Here is a 16,522-nt window from a genome sequence, read left to right as displayed (position 1 = left end):
AGCAGAATCTCGAATAAGAGGACCACATTTGGAGTCTAACGACTTGCGCTGCGCCCAGCACAACGGCCCCGTTGCTTCCCGGTATCCGGGAAGCAACGGGGCCGTCGGGGGTATTCGTTACTTGGCGACGGCCACGTCGACGGCGTGGATGCCCGCGCCCTCCGGACGGACCTCGGCCGAGCCGTTGCCCGACGAGGACAGCGCCCGCACGGTCCACGCGCCCGGTGCCGCGAAGAAGCGGAAATCGCCGGTGCCCGAGGCGACGACCTCGGCGGTGAAGTCACCGTTGCCGTCCAGCAGGCGCACGAACGCGCCGCCGACGGGCTGGCCATCGGTGCTCAACACGCGGCCGGTGATGACCGTTTCCTTCTCGACATCGACTCCGGCCGGAATGGCCTGTCCCTGGGTAGGTGCTGCGCACATGTGATTAAGCTCCCAACTCGATAGGTGCACCGACGAGCGAGCCGTATTCGGTCCAGCTGCCGTCGTAGTTCTTGACATTCTGGTGGCCCAGCAGCTCCTGCAGCACGAACCAGGTGTGCGAGGAACGCTCGCCGATGCGGCAGTAGGCGATGGTGTCCTTGGACCCGTCCAGCCCGGCCTCGCCGTAGATCTCGGTCAGCTCGGCATCGGACTTGAAGGTGCCGTCCTCGTTCGCGGCCTTGCTCCACGGCACGTTGATGGCGCCGGGGATGTGGCCGGGACGCTGGCTCTGCTCCTGCGGCAAGTGCGCGGGAGCCAGGATCTTGCCGGAGAACTCGTCAGGGGAGCGCACGTCGACCAGGTTCTTGGCGCCGATGGAGGCGATGACCTCGTCGCGGAAGGCGCGGATGGACAGGTCGGGGGCGGCGGCCTTGTACTGGGTGGCGGGGCGGTTCACCGCGTCGCGGGAAAGCGGACGACCGTCGAGCTCCCACTTCTTGCGGCCACCGTCGAGCAGCTTGACGTTGTTGTGGCCGTACAGCTTGAAGTACCAGTAGGCGTACGCGGCGAACCAGTTGTTGTTGCCGCCGTAGAGCACGACCTCGTCGTCATTGGCGATACCGCGCGCCGAGAGCAGATCGGAGAACTGCTCCTGGTTCACGAAGTCGCGACGAACCTGATCCTGCAGGTCCTTCTTCCAGTCGAGCCGAACGGCACCCTCGATGTGGCCGCCGTCGTAGGCGGAGGTGTCCTCGTCTACCTCGACGAAGACGACGCCGGGGGCGTTGAGGTTCTCTTCGGCCCAGTCAACGGAGACCAGGACATCGGAGCGAGCCATGTTGTTCCTTTCGGGGTGGTGACTTGCAGTGTCAGTTCGAAGCCGGGGCTGGGGAGGTCCGGCGGAACCGGGCTACCAGCGGATAGATCTGGCAACCCAGGCAGATCGCGAACGCCGCATTCAAGAACGCCGCGAACAGGGCGAAGCCGGCGAACACCGCGCCGACGACGGTGGAGCCGGCCAGGAAACCCAGCAGGCTGACGGCACTGAAGACCAGGCCGAGTAATTGGGCGAACCGCAGCGGGGCCACGGGTTCGGTTTCGACGGTCCGACCGATGCGCGGCGCGACGAACGTCGCGAAGATCCGGCCGTAGGGGTGCCGCTGCGGTCCGTAGGCCGCGCCGATCGCGAAGACCACCGCCTGCGCGGTGATGAGCAACGCGGCGAGCGGCGTCGAAACGGTGGCGGCGAGCAGGACCAGAGCGAGCACGCCGGTGGTGACCCACGCGGCGAAGCGCGGTCCGCGGACGTCTACGACGGAAATTCCGGGCTCAGCGGTTATGTTCCGGGAATTGGTGGACATTGTGCATACTCCTGCGCTGAAAGGTGCTGTTGGCGGGAAAATTGCCAGTTCGCCGGGGGATCGAAAGATCACTCGCACAACGAACGCAGGTCGGCATCAGGAATTCTGACGGAGCCGACCGCTCAGTCACACAGGCAGCAACAACCACCGAGGCGACACAGATCAACTGTGCGGCGTCGGGTGAGCATCAGCTCGTGGTTGGATTGCACGCAGAGCAGTTTACCTGGTTCTGACGGGGAATTGGGCCCGGGGTTCGTCACACTCGCTATAAACCCTTGTCACGCCCCGTTTTTTCGCCGTCAGCCGCATTCCACCGGAAGAGTTATCCCACGGTGAGCGGCGCGAGCGCGGTCCGCAGGTCGGTGGACTTGGGAACGCCGGAGATCCGGAACCGTTCCCGCCCTTCGATATCGAAGACGAAGGTGGTCGGCAGCGAGAGCACGTTCAGTTCCTTGGCCAGCGCGGGCTCGGCATCGATATCGATCTCGATGTCCAGCGGCGGGCGCGGCGATCCGGCCAGTTCCTCGGTAACCCCGGCGACGACCCGTCGCACCGCGACGCACGGTCCGCACCAGTCGGCGGAGAAGTGCAGCACCGCGGGACCGGAGCTGTCGACGCCGACCGAGGCCAGCAGTTCGGTGCGCGCCGATTCGGCCGGCGCCGCGGTGTCGCTCGCGCGCAGCTTGCCATTGCGTCGCTGCAACAGCACGCCGACCGCCACCGCGGCCAGCACCACCGCCAGCAGAATTGTGATTTCAATCATGGTCGCCGCAATCTGTCCAGGTCGATCGTCACGTTCTCGGCCTTGGCCTCGACGACGATCTGCCCGCCCTGCGCGGACACCTTCGTCGGCCGCAGGCCGAACGGCAGTTCATTGGTATCGATGGTCCGGGTGAACTGCTCGAGCACCTTGGGGCGCTCGCTGTCGGTGATGACCGCGGTTGTCGTGGCATCACCGGTACCACGGTAGATGCCCGTCGCGATGATCTTGATCTGGTCCCCGTCGACCCGAAGGTCGGCCGTCACGCTCACATTGTCACCGCTGAGCGGTGCACCGGGCTTGTTCGGTGTCTTGCCCGGCATGGTGCCGGTGAGCAGGAGCTGACCCCCGGTGGTCATTCCGGATCCGCCCGATCCGCCCGTTCCGTCGGATTTGTCGCCCGGTGCCGAATGCACCTGTAGGTCGGGGATTTTGAACAGGCGACCGAGTTCGGTCGGCTCCAGCCGCATCTGCCCCTCGACCCGATCCACCGGCACCGCGCGCACGTTCCCATCGGTGAGATCGCCGACCGAAAGGTGCGCTCCGGTCAGCATTGCGCCGACCGAAATCTCACCGGGGATATCGGGCCGCATGATGTGCGCGCGGATTTCCACATTCTGGTATCGGCCGTCCACGGCCTGGGTGAGAAATGGGAACCCGTAGATGATCACGTCGGGATCCGCACTGAGATCGGCGCCGACGCGCAGGGCGCGCGACACGCGGTACTCGGAGTAGGCGGCCACGCCGAAATCGATGACCACCGCCAGTCCCGCGAGACACAGCAGCCCGATAATCAGCTTGCGCATGCAGGCAACAGTACTTGGCGGTGCTTTTCGGGTATCAAATGTCTCGGTCGAGGTGCCACACTAAGCCCGGATGGCGAGGTCATCGGTGTTCACGCGCTAATCTTGCATCCGATTACCTGTGATCACGACGTGGCCCCGGCGGTGTGGCTGATGTCCGGAGCAACGAGATGGGAGGAGGGCTTGTGGAGCTGCTCCTGCTGACCTCCGACCCCAACCCAGAGTCGGTACTGCCCGCACTGTCGCTCTTGGCGCACCACGTGCGCCCGGCGCCGACAGAGGTGGCGTCCCTGCTGGAGGCGGGGACCGCGGACGTCGCACTTGTCGACGCCCGCACCGATCTGGCGGCGGCCCGCGGTCTGTGCCGACTGCTCGGCAGCACCGGCTCGTCGGTGCCTGTTGTCGCTGTCCTCACCGAGGGTGGGCTGGTCGCGGTCAATGCCGACTGGGGTCTGGACGACATCCTGCTGCCCGGCACCGGACCGGCCGAGCTGGACGCCCGGCTGCGGCTACTCGTCGGCCGAAATGGCGGTGTGGCGAGTCCGGAGAACACCGGCAAGATCACCCTCGGCGAGCTGGTGATCGATGAGGGCACGTATACCGCGAGGCTGCGCGGTCGCCCCCTGGATCTCACCTATAAGGAATTCGAACTCCTCAAATACCTCGCGCAGCACGCAGGCCGAGTCTTCACCCGGGCACAATTGCTACAAGAGGTCTGGGGCTACGACTTCTTCGGTGGCACCCGCACAGTCGACGTACACGTCCGACGCCTACGCGCCAAACTAGGCAGCGAATACGAATCCTTGATCGGCACCGTCCGCAACGTCGGCTACAAGGCCGTCCGCCCCTCCCGCACCACCCCCAAGGGCGAACCCCCCACCTTCCCCGACGAAGACACCGACGACTCCCCACCCCTCTCCGTCAACAACGGCTCCCTCCAATAGGTCATCAAGATCAGGTGGAACTCATGGCGGCATCGGCCGAGTAACCCCCGCCACCAGTGCCACCTGATCTTGATGACCTGGAATGGGGAGGTGGGCGCGCGCGTTCGGAGCGGTGACGAGGGTTGGGATGACTAGGGAGATGTGACGGATGGGTGAGACGGCGCTGGTGTGGAGTGAGCGGGTCGATGTCGAGGCTGCGCGTGCGGTGCGGGAACTGGTCGAGCGGGTGGGTGCGGCCGATGGTGTTGCTCCGGTCTCCGAACAAGTTGTGCTCTCGTTGGGTGCGGCCGGTGCCGAGCATCTAGTGGCGGTGCGTGACGATGTCATCGTCGGTTACGCGAATCTTGTTCCGGCGCATGGCGAACATCCCGCAATGGTCGAAGTCGCGGTCGATCCCGTAGTTCGCGGCAATGGCATCGGAACGGAAATGGTTTCCGCCGCACTCGGAAAGGGCGGACCCGGAGCTCGCGTGTGGGCGCACGGCAATCTTCCCGCGGCAAAAGCGCTCGCGGCCCGGCTCGGACTGCTCACCGCACGCGAGTTGTGGCAGATGCGGCGGTCATTGGCAACGCCGGAGCTACCCGAGTTGGTCGTGCCCGAAGATATCGTGCTGCGGACCTACGCGGGCCCCGCTGATGACGCCGAGCTATTGCGCGTCAACAACGCGGCCTTCGCCTGGCATCCGGAACAGAGCGGCTGGACCGAACGCGATATCGAGGTGCGGCGCAACGAGTCCTGGTTCGACCCGAAAGGTCTGTTCATCGCGGCCGATCCCGCCGATCCGGACCGGATTCTCGGATTCCATTGGACCAAGGTGCATTACGGGGAGAACCCCCTCGGCGAGGTCTATGTGGTCGGCATCGACCCGGCCGCACAGGGTAGGGGGCTCGGCCGCTTGCTCACCCTCGCGGGCCTGCGCTACCTGCGGGAAAAGGATCTGGCCGAGGTGCTGCTCTACACCGAGGCGGACAACACCGCGGCCGTGCGCACCTACACCCGACTCGGTTTCGCCCCAGCGCATATCGACGTCGCGTATTCGGCCGGTGCCTGAATAGCAAGCGGCTCACCGGGGTTACTCGAGTAACACTGGGGCAAATGTCACACCTGACGGAGCCAATCGCGCCGGGGTGTTCACCCGCCGTTCACCCAGCCTGGTCCAACTGTCAACCGAACGACCTTACGTTACATACAGGCGGCGCCGTTGCCGCCTGGTGCGCAAGTTCCCCGCGAACGGCACCACGAAACCCGCCCAGGCCGGTGAGGGACTGGGCGTGTCGAACGCGATTCCCGGAGGAATAGTGAACTTCAAGCGCAGCAGCGCCATGATCGGTGTGCTGGCCGCAATCGCCATGCCCCTGGCCGCCTGTGGCAGTGATGACAACTCGACCAGCGGCGACAACAGCAACGTCGCCAAGGTCGACGTCGCCTGCGGTGGCAAGAAGGCCCTCAAGGCCAGCGGCTCCTCGGCCCAGAAGAACGCCATGGAGCGCTTCATCGCCGCCTACGAGGGCAACTGCAGCGGCCAGACCCTGAACTACACCTCGAGCGGTTCGGGCGCCGGTGTCAACGAATTCCTCGGCGGCCAGACCGATTTCGCCGGTTCCGACTCGCCGCTGAGCGAGAAGAAGGGTGAGCCCGCCAAGGCGCAGGAGCGCTGCGGTGCCCCCGCCTGGAACTTGCCGACCGTCTTCGGCCCCATCGCGGTCACCTACAACATCGACGGCGTCGCCGACCTCGCGCTCGACGGCCCGACCCTGGCCAAGATCTTCAGCGGCGCCATCACCTCATGGGATGCCCCCGAGGTCAAGGCGCTGAACCCGAAGGCCACCCTGCCGTCCGGCCCCATCGCGGTGATCTTCCGCTCCGACGAGTCGGGCACCACCGACAACTTCCAGCTCTACCTGGACGCCGCTTCTGACGGCGCGTGGGGCAAGGGTGCGGGCAAGACCTTCAACGGCGGTGTCGGTGAGGGTGCCAAGGGCAACGAGGGCACCTCGGCCGCCATCAAGAGCACCAAGAACTCGATCACCTACAACGAGTGGTCCTTCGCCAAGGCACAGAACCTGTCGATCGCGCAGATCATCACCTCGGCCTCCAAGGATCCGGTCAAGCTGACCCCGGAGTCCGCGGCCAAGGCCGTCGACAGCGTGAAGATCAAGGGTGAGGGCAACGACCTGGTGCTCGACACCTCGTCGTTCTACAAGCCGACCGCGGCGGGCGCCTACCCGATCATCCTGCCGACCTACGAGATCGTCTGCTCGAAGTACGCCGACGCCGATACCGCCAAGGCGGTCAAGGCATTCCTGACCTCGGCCGTGAACAACGGCCAGAAGGGTCTGGACACGGCGGGTTACGTCTCGATCCCGGACAAGTTCAAGACCAAGCTGACCACCGCGATCAACGCCATCAACTGATAGCCGCCACGCCATGACCGTGCACCCTGAGGTGACCGCCGCGGGCCAGTCGGACTCGACTGGCCCGCGGGCGGCTGGAGATACTGCCCCTATGTCGAGTGAACCGAGCACCGAACCGGCCGCACCGAAGGACCCGGCTGCCGCGCAGGCCCGGAAGGGCCACCGCCAAGGGGCCGAGGTCATCTTCCGGTCGCTAGCGACCGCGGCGGGTGCGACGGTCGTGGCGGCCATCGCGCTGATCGCGCTATTTCTGCTGATCCGCGCCTGGCCCTCGATCATGGCGAACGAGGCGAACTTCTTCACCAGCACCGAGTTCAGCACCACCAATGCCGACCACCTGCGGTTCGGCATTCGGGACCTGCTCATGGTCACGGTGTTGAGCTCGATTCTGGCGTTGGTGATCGCGGTGCCCATCGGTGTGGGCATCGCGCTGTTCCTGACCCACTATTCGCCGAAGCCGATGGCGCGTCCGTTCGCGATGCTCGTCGATCTGCTGGCGGCGGTGCCCTCGATCGTGTTCGGTCTGTGGGGCTTCCTGGTGCTCGCGCCGCGGCTCGAACCCGTCGAGACATTCCTCAACGACAAGCTCGGCTGGTTCTTCCTGTTCTCCGACGGCAATGTGTCGATCTCCGGTGGCGGCACCATCTTCACCGCGGGCGTGGTGCTCGCGGTGATGATCCTGCCGATCATCACCTCGGTCTCGCGCGAGGTCTTCAACCTGACGCCCGTCTCGCATATCGAGGCCGCGCAGGCGCTCGGCGCGACCAAATGGGAGATGGTGCGGATGACGGTGCTGCCCTACGGCCGCAGCGGTGTGATCGCCGGATCCATGCTCGGCCTCGGCCGTGCGCTCGGTGAGACGATCGCGGTGCTGGTCATCCTGCGCACCTCGGCGCAGGCCGGACACTGGTCGCTGTTCGACGGCGGCTACACCTTCGCCTCCAAAATCGCCGCCGCCGCTTCGGAATTCAGTCAGCCACTGCCGACCGGCGCGTATATCGCGGCTGGCTTCGTGCTGTTCGCGCTGACCTTCATCGTCAATGCGCTGGCGCGGCTCGTATCCGGTGGAAGGGTGAACGGCTGATGACCACAACGACGACTCTCGACAAGCCGGTCAAGGCGCCCACCTTCCGGCATGTCAGCACGGCCCGCCGGGTCAAGAACAACATCGCGACCGCGGTGGTCTGGGTCTGCTTCGCCATCGCGCTCGTGCCGCTGGTCTGGGTGCTGTTCATGGTGGTGTCGAAGGGACTCGAGTCCGTCGTCTCGCCGGACTGGTGGCAGAAGTCGCAGAAGGGCATCCTCCCGGATCAGTCCGGCGGCGGGGTGTACCACGCGATCTACGGCACCATCGTGCAGACCCTGGTCGCCGCGGTCCTCGCGGTGCCGCTCGGCATCATGGCCGCCGTGTACCTGGTCGAATACGGCCGTGGCCTGCTGGCCAAGGTGACCACCTTCATGGTGGACATCCTCGCGGGTGTGCCGTCCATCGTCGCGGCGCTGTTCATCTTCGCGCTCTGGATCGCGACCTTCGGCTTCCCGCAGAGCTCCTTCGCGGTATCGCTGGCCCTGGTGCTGCTGATGCTGCCGGTGGTGATCCGCAGCACCGAGGAAATGCTGAAGCTGGTGCCCGACGAGTTGCGTGAGGCGTCCTACGCACTGGGTATTCCGAAGTGGAAGACCATTGTTCGGATCGTCGTGCCGACCGCGGCGCCCGGCATGATCAGCGGCATCCTGCTCTCGCTGGCCCGCGTCATGGGTGAGACGGCTCCGGTGCTGGTGCTGGTCGGCTACAGCAAGTCGATCAATACCAATCTCTTCGACGGCAATATGGCCTCGCTGCCGCTGTTGATCTACCAAGAGCTGGCGAATCCGGAGCCAGCGGGCCGGGCGCGAGTGTGGGGTGCGGCGCTGACGCTGATCCTGCTGATCGCCCTGCTCTACGCGGCGGCCGCGGTCGTCAACAAGCTGCTCACGCGGAAACGATAGAAGCGAACGGATATTCAGATGGCCAAGCGGATCGACGTCAAAGACCTGAACATCTACTACGGCAAATTCCACGCGGTTGCCGATGTCAAGCTATCGGTATTGCCGCGCAGCGTGACCGCCTTCATCGGCCCGTCCGGTTGCGGTAAGTCCACCGTGCTTCGTTCGCTCAACCGGATGCACGAGGTGACCCCGAACGCCCGCGTCGAGGGCGCGGTGCTGCTCGACGGCGAGGACATCTACGGCTCGCAGGTCGACCCGGTCGGCGTGCGCCGCACCATCGGTATGGTGTTCCAGCGCCCGAATCCGTTCCCCACCATGTCGATTCGCGACAATGTGGTGGCCGGTCTGAAGCTGCAGGGCGTACGGAACAAGAAGGAACTCGACGAGGTCGCCGAGCGCTCGTTGCGCGGCGCCAACCTCTGGAACGAGGTCAAGGACCGCCTCGACAAGCCGGGCGGCGGCCTCTCCGGCGGTCAGCAGCAGCGTCTGTGCATCGCGCGCGCCATCGCGGTATCACCCGATGTGCTGCTGATGGACGAGCCGTGTTCGGCGCTGGACCCGATCTCCACCCTGGCGATCGAGGACCTGATCACCGAGCTGAAGAAGGAATTCACCATCGTCATCGTCACGCACAATATGCAGCAGGCCGCGCGCGTGAGTGACCAGACCGGCTTCTTCAACCTGGAGGCGCAGGGCAAGCCGGGCAAGCTGATCGAGATCGATGACACCGAGAAGATCTTCTCCAACCCGGGGCAGAAGGCGACGGAGGATTACATCTCCGGCCGCTTCGGATAAGAGCGCAACAGCAAAGGCCCGCACCGAGGTGCGGGCCTTTTCGCTATGTCCAGCAATGTTATTCGGAGTGCCGGGACCCAGAAATCTGCCGGCCCGGCGGTACGCTGCGTGTCGTCTCCTGTTGTCCGGCAAGATGTCTCGCCGGGAAGTGCTACGCCTCGGCGTCAGGGTCCGGCGGCAGCACGCCGGTGACCAGGAAGATCACCCGACGCCCGATCTCGACGGCGTGGTCGGCGAAACGCTCGTAGTAGCGGCCGAGCAGCGTCACGTCGACGGCCGCGGCGACGCCGTATTTCCAGTCGCGGTCCATCAGCAGCGTGAACAGGTGACGGTGCAGATCGTCCATCGCCTCGTCGTCCTCGTTGAGCTGGGCGGCGCGTTCGGGATCGCGGGTGTCGAGCACCTCCTTGGCGCCCGCGCCCATATTCACCGCGATGCGGCCCATCTCGGCGAAGTAGCCGTTCACCGACTCGGGTAGCGCGTGGTTGGGGTGGCGCCTGCGGGTCACCTTGGCGACGTGCAGCGCCAGCGCGCCCATCCGGTTCACATCCTGGACGATCTGGATCGCGCTCACTACCTGCCGCAGATCGCCCGCCACCGGCGCCTGCAGCGCAAGTAGGGCAAACGCCTTCTCCTCGGCGTCGGTGATCATTTCGGCGATCCGTTCGTCCTCGCTGATCACCGACTCAGCCAGGGTGAGATCGGCCTGGAGCAGAGACTGGGTGGCTCGCTCCATCGCCGAACCCGCCAGACCGGCCATCTCACCCAGCAGGTGGGCAAGATCGGCCATTTGCTCGTTGTAGATGACACGCATGAAAGCTGACATTAGTGCCCAGTGCTGACCTAGTCACCAACAGAGGGTTAATGGGCGGTGCCGAACATTAGCGACGATGTTGCCCCAGTTCGGGGCGGTGCCTACTTGCAGGTGTCGTCGGCGGCGTTCACGTGCTCCAGATCCGAGGGCAGTGTGACCGGTGCCGCACTCGACACGGTGACCGAGACATTCGAGATCGGATCGCCGACCGGCGTCGGAGCACGCACCGTGCCCGTGTAGTCGGCGCCGATCACAACCTCGACGATGCCGCCGAGATCCTTCGCCTCCTCCATGGTCGCTCCCGGCAGGGAGCTGGCCACGGTGGCCGCCTCGGCCTCGTGGCCGGGCCCGAAGCGGACCTTGGTGGCGACCTCGGAATTCCCGCCGGAGTAATTGCCGGTGTTGTAGATCTGGAAGCCCTGGTTGCCGAGTTTGGCCGCCGCCTTATTGGCCGCGCCCCCTGTCTCCGAACCATTGGAGACCAGCAGCGACACCGTGCTCGGATCGACCGCGGACAGCTTCGGCGGCGCCGGTTGGGACGACGGGATCGATCCGGGGGCCGGAGTCGATTTCTTCTCGCCGGGCAGTGGCTGGTCATCGATGATGGCGCGGAAGATCGCCTTGATATCCGAATCGCGGGGGATCTCGTTGCCGTAGGAGGTGGTGCCCGCGGTCGGGATGGTCAGGAAGGTGACCGCGCCCGCGTCGACCTTCTGCAGCGAACGGCCCAGCGTCAGCAGGTCGGTGGGCTGGACCTTGTCGACGAAGGTGTGGCTGGTGAAGGCGGAGATGAAACCGTTCAACTTGCCCGGATCGAACAGCACCCGGCTCGACAGCGCGCCGCGCAGCAGCGAGGCCAGGAACCGCTGCTGGCGGTTGATCCGGTCGTAGTCGCTGCGTTCCTCGCCGTACACATGCCGTGCCCGCACGTAGTCCAGTGCCGTACTGCCGTTGATCTGCTGTTTGCCCGGCTTCTCCAGGACGGTGCCGAGGATGCCGTCGACAATCGGCTTGGTCGTGCAGACCTCCACGCCGCCGACCTGGTCGACCATGGCCTCGAACCCGGCGAAGTCGATGCCGATGAAGTGGCCGATGCTGAGGCCGGACATTTTCCGGATCACATTGACCAGACATTTCGGCCCGCCGAGGGCGTAGACGGCATTGAGCTTGTCACCGATGGCCGACGGGAAGACCTCGTTGGTGTATGTGCCCTTGTCGTTATCCCAGCCGTTGCACTGTGGCCGACTGATATCGAGATCGCGGGGGAAGGACACCACGACGACCCGCGAGCGGTTCTTCGGGATATTCACCAGCATTACCGTGTCGGAACGGGCGCCCTCGGCATCGTCGGTAGAGCCCGCGCCCACCTGTCCGTTGACGCCGGCACGGGTGTCCGTGCCGACGAGCAGGTAGTTCTCGTCGCCGAGCTGTGCGCCCGAGTCGACCACGTCTTCGGGATGGTCGTCGAGTGCGGAGACCTGGGTGAAGCCGTTGGCGGTCGAGCGCAGATAACTCCAGCCGCCGCCGGTGACCAGCAGTGCGATCACCGCGCAGATCGTCACGGCGGCCCGGCCCGCGAGTAGCAGCCGCCTGTTGCGACGCTGCCGACTCGCGGCGAGCCGGGACAGACCGACGCGGGTGGATGCGGCCGCGGGCTTCGGGGTGTCCGTGGTCGGCCAGCCGGTGCCGCGCTTCTTGGCGGGCGGGGCGTCCTCCAGCGGGGGAATGACATCGGTGACGACCTCGGGCGGCTCCTTCGCACCGGATGCCGTCGCGGTGCGTCTTTTCGCGGTGCCCGCGATGTCGTCGACGACCGGGGAGGCCGGGGATCGGCGGGTGCTGCCGGATGTACGAGGTGGTGCGTCGGCCTTGGCGGCTGGGGTGCTCGACGTGCGGGGCGGTGCGTCGGCTTTGCGCCCGGCTGGGGTGCTGGATGTGCGGGGCGGTGCGTCGGCCTTGCGCCCGGCGGGGATGCCCGATGTGCGGGGTGGTGCGTCGGCTTTTCGCCCGGCGGGGTTGCTCGACGTGCGAGGTAGTGCGTCAGCTTTTCGCCCGGCGGGGTTGCTCGACGTGCGGGGTGGTGCGTCGGCCTTGCGCCCGGCGGGGTTGCCCGATGTGCGGGGCGGTGCATCGGCCTGGCGGGCTGGTGCGGCGCTCGATTTGCGCGGCGGGATGTCGGCTTGTCGTGTGGGCTCCGCAGACCGGGACGAGGCGGATTCCGGGGGTTTCGGGGCGGCGGTCTCGGAGCGCCGGTTCGCGTGGGTGGCCGGTGCATCTGGTGGCGCCGCGGCCCCCCGCCTGCGTCCGGAGCGTTCGTTGTCGACCTTCTGAACTAGGTCCTGAACCGTGAGCGGTGCCGAGCCGGATTCGGGGTCGTTATGTCGGGCTCTGCGGGACGCTCGTGCACCGTCCCGTTCGGTGTAATCCGCCGTGGGATAGCGCTCCCACGGGGCGCGACCTCCGGGCCGTGGCGACTGCCCGTGCCGATCGTCACCCACCAACGAACCTCGCTTTTCGTCTCCGCTGCCGTTTCGGCCGCTTTCGACCGGCATGACCGATTCCGCCAATGATAACGATTCCGCCACGGTGAGCCAGCCCGGTGCGAAATCGGCCGGCCGCGGTGTTGTTTCGCCGCGGCGTGCGCGCTGGTGAGAGGGTTTTTGACGATCACGTGACGGTTGCGATCGCGTGGATAGCACCGTGTCGACTGCGTGCGGGTCGCACGAGACGATCCCGTGTCGGTTGCTTGCGGGTCTGTTGGGACGATCCCGTGTCAATGTTTGCGGGTCTGTTGGGACGATCCCGTGTCGGTTGCTTGTGGGTCCGTTGGAGCGATCCCGTGTCGGTTGCTTGCGGGTTCGTTGGGACGATCCCGTGTCAATGTTTGCGGGTCTGTTGGGACGATCCCGTGTCGGTTGCTTGTGGGTCCGTTGGAGCGATCCCGTAGCGACTGCTTGCAGGCCGCTCGAAAAGATCAGCCGCCGCTGTGCATCAGATCGGCGCCCTCGGGGACGGCCGGATCGTCCGGATCGTCGAGCCAGCCGTGTGGCAGCGCCACCTTGCCCGGCGAGCCTTGTCGGCCGCGCGGACCTTCGGCGTCGCGGGGGAATGGCGCGGTCGGGTCGAGCTCGCCGATGAGGTCCTGCAATTGGGTGAGGCTCGACACCGTCGCGAAGGAGCGGCGCAGGTCCGCGCCGACCGGGAAGCCCATCAGATACCAGGCCATATGCTTGCGCAGATCACGCATGGCCTTGTCCTCGCCGAGGTGTTCGGCGAGCAGCGCGCCGTGCCGGTACAGCACCTCGCCGACCCGGCCGAGATTCGGCGCCTCGGGCAGTGCCTGGCCGCGCAGCGCCGCCTGCAGTTCGGCGAACAGCCACGGCCGGCCGAGGCAGCCGCGGCCGACAACGACTCCGTCGCAGCCGGTTTCGTCCATCATGCGCACCGCGTCGGCGGCGGAGAAGATATCGCCGTTGCCGAGCACGGGAATCGTTGTGACGGCTTCCTTGAGCCGGGCGATGGCCGTCCAGTCGGCCTGACCCGAATACCGCTGTGCGGCGGTGCGGGCGTGCAGCGCGACGGCCTTGGCGCCCTCGGCCTCGGCGATGCGGCCCGCGTCCAAGTAGGTGAGGTGGTCCTCGTCGATGCCGATGCGGAACTTCACCGTCACCGGGACGCCCGCCGGTTCGGCGCCGGAAACCATCGCCTGGACGATCTTGCTGAACAGCGCGCGCTTGTACGGCAGCGCCGCACCGCCGCCCAATCGAGTGACCTTCGGCACAGGACAGCCGAGATTGAGGTCGATGTGATCGGCCCAGCCCTCGCCGACGATGATCCGCACGGCCTCGCCGAGCGTGGCCGGATCCACGCCGTACAACTGCATGGAGCGTGGGTGCTCGTCCTCGTCGAAGGACATCATGTGCAGCGTCTTCTCATTGCGCTCCACCACCGCCCGGGCGGTGATCATCTCGCAGACATAGATCGAGGTGGAGCTGCCGAACTCCCGGCACAATTTCCGGAACGCCAGATTCGTGATGCCCGCCATCGGCGCGAGCACCACCGCCGGATCGACCGGATACGGCCCGATCCGCAGCGTGCTCTGGGCCTCAGCAGTAATCGTCACGCCCACCAGTGTCTCATCAGCCAACGCGGCTGCCCCAAGCCGTATGAGCTGACGTGCGCTGATTCACCTTTTCCGGGCTGTGGCCGACGCCCAGCAACATAGTCGGGCGGCAGAGTTTCGGTATCCCCGGCGAATTCAGCCGCGAACGCATCCTGCAATCCTCGACACTCTGATCGCCACGATTGTCGACGTGAATCAGACTGCACGGTAGAGGATTTCGAATTACTCGCCGCGGAGCCTGCGGTGGTAGATCTCGCGCACGGCCGGGTCCGGCTGCGCGTAAGCCGTTGTCGCACCGGTGAATTTGGCGACGCCCAACTGTGCCCGGTAGGGCAGCAACTGCGCCGATTTGATGATGGCCGCGAGGCGGCGCGGCACGGTCACCAGCGGTTTGCCCTGCTGCACCGATTTCACGATGGCCTGCGCGACATCCTCCGGATCCACGGTGGTCAGCGGCGTAATCCAGGCCGGCATATTGGCGCCGGCCGACAGTTCGGTGCGGACGATGCCCGGCAGCACCGCGCCGACGTGCACGCCGTGCTCCTTCATCTCGAGATGCAGTGCCGAGGTGAACCCGACAACCGCGTGTTTGGTCGCGCAATAGGTGGCCAGGCCCGGAAAGCCCTGTGTCCCGGCCAAAGACGCGATATTGATCAGATGTCCGCTGCCGCGGTCCATGAACCGCTTGACGGCCAGCCGCGAACCGTGGATCACGCCCGTGAGATTGATATTGATGATCCGCTCGGTCATCGCCTCGTCCTCGTCGGCGAACAATCCGGTCGGCATGATGCCCGCGTTGTTGACCAATACGTCCAGCGGACCCAGCTCACTGTCCACGCTGTCGAGGAATGCCGCGAAGGAAGCCTTATCCGTGACGTTCAGCGGCAGGCCGACGATCTTGGCATCCGGATCGGCCCCCAACTCCGCCGCCGTCTTGGCGACGAGTTCGACATCGATATCGCCGATCGCGACCGCCGCGCCCGCCGCGAGAAATGCCTCGGCGGTCGCGCGTCCGATGCCGCGCGCCCCTCCGGTGATAGCGACAACCTTGCCGGTGAGCGCCCCGTCGCCCTTCGATGTGCTGGACATGTCCTCGGCCTCCTACGGTCCTATGAGCTTTGGCCGGTCGGGCGCCGTCGGCGGCCGATCACACCGCCGGTTCGGCGGCAATACCAGTGTCGAGGTTTCCCGCCGGATCGTCGGCGGATTCGGAATAGGGCTCGAGATGTCCGGCCCCGCGCGCCGAGGGCGGTACGGCCTTCTCAGACGCCCTCAGTAGCCTGTTACTCACGGGTATCGCCCGTGACCACCAGACTCATCGGAGAGGGCGAATGACGGAACGGATCGAGGGCACCGAATCAGGCGCGGACGGCGACTCCGGCGTGGCGCCGGGGCAGACGTCCGATACGAAGGCCGATAAGTCCGGCCAGCGGAGCGACCGGCAGTCGGGAACGGTATCGATTCGCGTCTCCACCGTGGTTTCGGGCGCGGTAATCGCCGCATTGGTGATCGCGGTCGGCGTGCTGGCGGGATTACTCTGGTCCGCCCGCGGTGATCTCGCGGATCAAAAGGATCAGACCGCCGCGGACAAGAAGGCCGAACAGGTCGCCACCGAATACGCGGTCGGCGCGGCAACGGTCAATTACCAGGACATCCCGTCCTGGGTGGCGAAGTTGAAGGCGAATACCGTCCCGCAGCTGGCCAATAAGTTCGATGCGACCGCACCCAAACTCGAACAGATTCTGGTCCCGTTGAAGTGGACCTCGACGGCCACCCCGATTACCGCAAAGGTGATGTCGGATCAGGGCGGAATCTACAAGGTCGATGTGTTCGTGAATGTGAGTTCGACGAATGCGCAGAGCCCCGAGGGTGCGCAGACGACGGTGACTTACAACGTCACGCTGGATAAGAACACCGATTGGAAGATCACCGATGTCGGCGGTGTCGACGGCGCGCTTCCGCTGAAGTAGCCAGGCCGGTGAAGTAGCCGCGACCGCATCGGGTAGCCATCGATGAAGTAGGACGCGATCGAAATACGGTTACCGACGAAAAACGCGCCGCCGCCGGACAATCCGGCGGCGGCGCGTTGCGTTCGG

The 16,522-nt window shown here is 65.8% G+C and carries 17 protein-coding genes; 8 read left to right on the top strand and 9 right to left on the bottom strand.

Annotated elements, in window-relative coordinates; genetic code table 11:
* Positions 1-117 precede the first annotated feature (117 nt).
* The 5 genes from ACHQ4I_RS05210 to ACHQ4I_RS05190 all read right to left on the bottom strand — a co-directional run bounded on the left by ACHQ4I_RS05210 (position 118) and on the right by ACHQ4I_RS05190 (position 3,350).
* Positions 118-423 carry a DUF1416 domain-containing protein gene (locus ACHQ4I_RS05210; protein ID WP_062988334.1) on the bottom strand — a complete coding sequence of 102 codons (306 nt, stop codon included), beginning with the start codon at positions 421-423 and terminating at the stop codon, positions 118-120.
* A 4-nt stretch (positions 424-427) separates the two neighbouring features.
* Complete coding sequence (locus ACHQ4I_RS05205) at positions 428-1,261, bottom strand: sulfurtransferase (protein WP_420770518.1); 834 nt, start codon at positions 1,259-1,261, stop codon at positions 428-430.
* 31 nt (positions 1,262-1,292) lie between these two features.
* Complete coding sequence (locus ACHQ4I_RS05200) at positions 1,293-1,784, bottom strand: DUF4395 domain-containing protein (protein WP_420770517.1); 492 nt, start codon at positions 1,782-1,784, stop codon at positions 1,293-1,295.
* A 322-nt stretch (positions 1,785-2,106) separates the two neighbouring features.
* Entirely contained in the window at positions 2,107-2,547 is a 441-nt protein-coding gene (locus ACHQ4I_RS05195; RefSeq protein WP_420770516.1) for a thioredoxin family protein, read from the bottom strand.
* Positions 2,544-3,350 (bottom strand): LmeA family phospholipid-binding protein, encoded by an 807-nt coding sequence (locus ACHQ4I_RS05190; protein ID WP_420770515.1) that lies wholly within the window; start codon positions 3,348-3,350, stop codon positions 2,544-2,546. Before ACHQ4I_RS05190 ends, ACHQ4I_RS05195 begins: the two co-directional genes overlap by 4 nt.
* A 182-nt stretch (positions 3,351-3,532) precedes the next feature.
* Here ACHQ4I_RS05190 and ACHQ4I_RS05185 point away from each other — a divergent pair, with 182 nt between their 5' ends.
* From ACHQ4I_RS05185 to pstB, 6 genes are all read left to right on the top strand, one after another.
* Positions 3,533-4,291: a winged helix-turn-helix transcriptional regulator gene (locus tag ACHQ4I_RS05185; RefSeq protein ID WP_420770514.1), complete on the top strand. Its 759-nt coding sequence runs from the start codon at positions 3,533-3,535 to the stop codon at positions 4,289-4,291.
* Between the two features lie 148 nt (positions 4,292-4,439).
* On the top strand, positions 4,440-5,342 hold the full coding sequence (gene mshD / locus ACHQ4I_RS05180; RefSeq protein ID WP_420770513.1) for a mycothiol synthase: 903 nt from the start codon (positions 4,440-4,442) through the stop codon (positions 5,340-5,342).
* 247 nt (positions 5,343-5,589) lie between these two features.
* Positions 5,590-6,705 (top strand): phosphate ABC transporter substrate-binding protein PstS, encoded by a 1,116-nt coding sequence (gene pstS, locus ACHQ4I_RS05175; RefSeq protein ID WP_420770512.1) that lies wholly within the window; start codon positions 5,590-5,592, stop codon positions 6,703-6,705.
* Between the two features lie 91 nt (positions 6,706-6,796).
* Complete coding sequence (gene pstC / locus ACHQ4I_RS05170) at positions 6,797-7,789, top strand: phosphate ABC transporter permease subunit PstC (RefSeq protein WP_420770511.1); 993 nt, start codon at positions 6,797-6,799, stop codon at positions 7,787-7,789.
* Complete coding sequence (gene pstA, locus ACHQ4I_RS05165) at positions 7,789-8,694, top strand: phosphate ABC transporter permease PstA (RefSeq protein WP_420770510.1); 906 nt, start codon at positions 7,789-7,791, stop codon at positions 8,692-8,694. The genes pstC and pstA overlap by 1 nt, the downstream gene beginning before the upstream one ends.
* 18 nt (positions 8,695-8,712) lie before the next feature.
* Positions 8,713-9,489 (top strand): phosphate ABC transporter ATP-binding protein PstB, encoded by a 777-nt coding sequence (gene pstB, locus ACHQ4I_RS05160; protein ID WP_355181844.1) that lies wholly within the window; start codon positions 8,713-8,715, stop codon positions 9,487-9,489.
* A gap of 151 nt (positions 9,490-9,640) precedes the next feature.
* On the opposite strand, the gene phoU is transcribed toward pstB, so the two are convergent.
* Together phoU and ACHQ4I_RS05150 are read right to left on the bottom strand one after the other, a co-directional pair.
* Entirely contained in the window at positions 9,641-10,303 is a 663-nt protein-coding gene (phoU, locus tag ACHQ4I_RS05155; protein ID WP_420770509.1) for a phosphate signaling complex protein PhoU, read from the bottom strand.
* A 101-nt stretch (positions 10,304-10,404) separates the two neighbouring features.
* Positions 10,405-11,850 carry an LCP family protein gene (locus tag ACHQ4I_RS05150; protein ID WP_420770508.1) on the bottom strand — a complete coding sequence of 482 codons (1,446 nt, stop codon included), beginning with the start codon at positions 11,848-11,850 and terminating at the stop codon, positions 10,405-10,407.
* On the opposite strand from ACHQ4I_RS05150, the gene ACHQ4I_RS05145 reads away from it, so the two are divergent.
* Positions 11,831-12,634, top strand: coding sequence for a hypothetical protein (locus ACHQ4I_RS05145; RefSeq protein ID WP_420770507.1), 804 nt, complete (start codon positions 11,831-11,833; stop codon positions 12,632-12,634). The two genes, ACHQ4I_RS05150 and ACHQ4I_RS05145, sit on opposite strands and share 20 nt — an antisense overlap.
* Positions 12,635-13,277: 643 nt before the next feature.
* Here ACHQ4I_RS05145 and dusB read toward each other — a convergent pair.
* Positions 13,278-14,426 (bottom strand): tRNA dihydrouridine synthase DusB, encoded by a 1,149-nt coding sequence (dusB, locus tag ACHQ4I_RS05140; RefSeq protein ID WP_420770506.1) that lies wholly within the window; start codon positions 14,424-14,426, stop codon positions 13,278-13,280.
* 222 nt (positions 14,427-14,648) lie between these two features.
* The gene (locus ACHQ4I_RS05135) at positions 14,649-15,515 is read right to left on the bottom strand and encodes an SDR family oxidoreductase (protein ID WP_420770505.1); all 867 of its coding nucleotides are present in this window, start codon (positions 15,513-15,515) and stop codon (positions 14,649-14,651) included.
* Positions 15,516-15,757: 242 nt separating this feature from the next.
* Between ACHQ4I_RS05135 and ACHQ4I_RS05130 the strand changes: the two genes are divergently transcribed.
* A complete protein-coding gene (locus tag ACHQ4I_RS05130; RefSeq protein ID WP_420770504.1) occupies positions 15,758-16,396 on the top strand; it encodes a hypothetical protein in 639 nt (212 codons plus the stop codon).
* Positions 16,397-16,522 lie beyond the last annotated feature (126 nt).

It is taken from the genome of Nocardia nepalensis, assembly GCF_048910785.1.
In the GTDB taxonomy this organism is placed as follows: domain Bacteria; phylum Actinomycetota; class Actinomycetes; order Mycobacteriales; family Mycobacteriaceae; genus Nocardia; species Nocardia nepalensis.
Note: the sequence above shows the minus strand (reverse complement) of the source record. Positions and strands in the feature narration are given on the sequence as shown.

Coding starts and splice junctions, on each gene's coding strand:
- pstA (WP_420770510.1), top strand. CDS start 7,789: ATGACCACAACGACGACTCTCGACAAGCCGGTCAAGGCGCCCACCTTC.
- ACHQ4I_RS05200 (WP_420770517.1), bottom strand. CDS start 1,784: ATGTCCACCAATTCCCGGAACATAACCGCTGAGCCCGGAATTTCCGTC.
- ACHQ4I_RS05210 (WP_062988334.1), bottom strand. CDS start 423: ATGTGCGCAGCACCTACCCAGGGACAGGCCATTCCGGCCGGAGTCGAT.
- mshD (WP_420770513.1), top strand. CDS start 4,440: ATGGGTGAGACGGCGCTGGTGTGGAGTGAGCGGGTCGATGTCGAGGCT.
- ACHQ4I_RS05205 (WP_420770518.1), bottom strand. CDS start 1,261: ATGGCTCGCTCCGATGTCCTGGTCTCCGTTGACTGGGCCGAAGAGAAC.
- ACHQ4I_RS05130 (WP_420770504.1), top strand. CDS start 15,758: ATGACGGAACGGATCGAGGGCACCGAATCAGGCGCGGACGGCGACTCC.
- phoU (WP_420770509.1), bottom strand. CDS start 10,303: ATGCGTGTCATCTACAACGAGCAAATGGCCGATCTTGCCCACCTGCTG.
- pstB (WP_355181844.1), top strand. CDS start 8,713: ATGGCCAAGCGGATCGACGTCAAAGACCTGAACATCTACTACGGCAAA.
- ACHQ4I_RS05190 (WP_420770515.1), bottom strand. CDS start 3,350: ATGCGCAAGCTGATTATCGGGCTGCTGTGTCTCGCGGGACTGGCGGTG.
- ACHQ4I_RS05135 (WP_420770505.1), bottom strand. CDS start 15,515: ATGTCCAGCACATCGAAGGGCGACGGGGCGCTCACCGGCAAGGTTGTC.
- ACHQ4I_RS05195 (WP_420770516.1), bottom strand. CDS start 2,547: ATGATTGAAATCACAATTCTGCTGGCGGTGGTGCTGGCCGCGGTGGCG.
- pstC (WP_420770511.1), top strand. CDS start 6,797: ATGTCGAGTGAACCGAGCACCGAACCGGCCGCACCGAAGGACCCGGCT.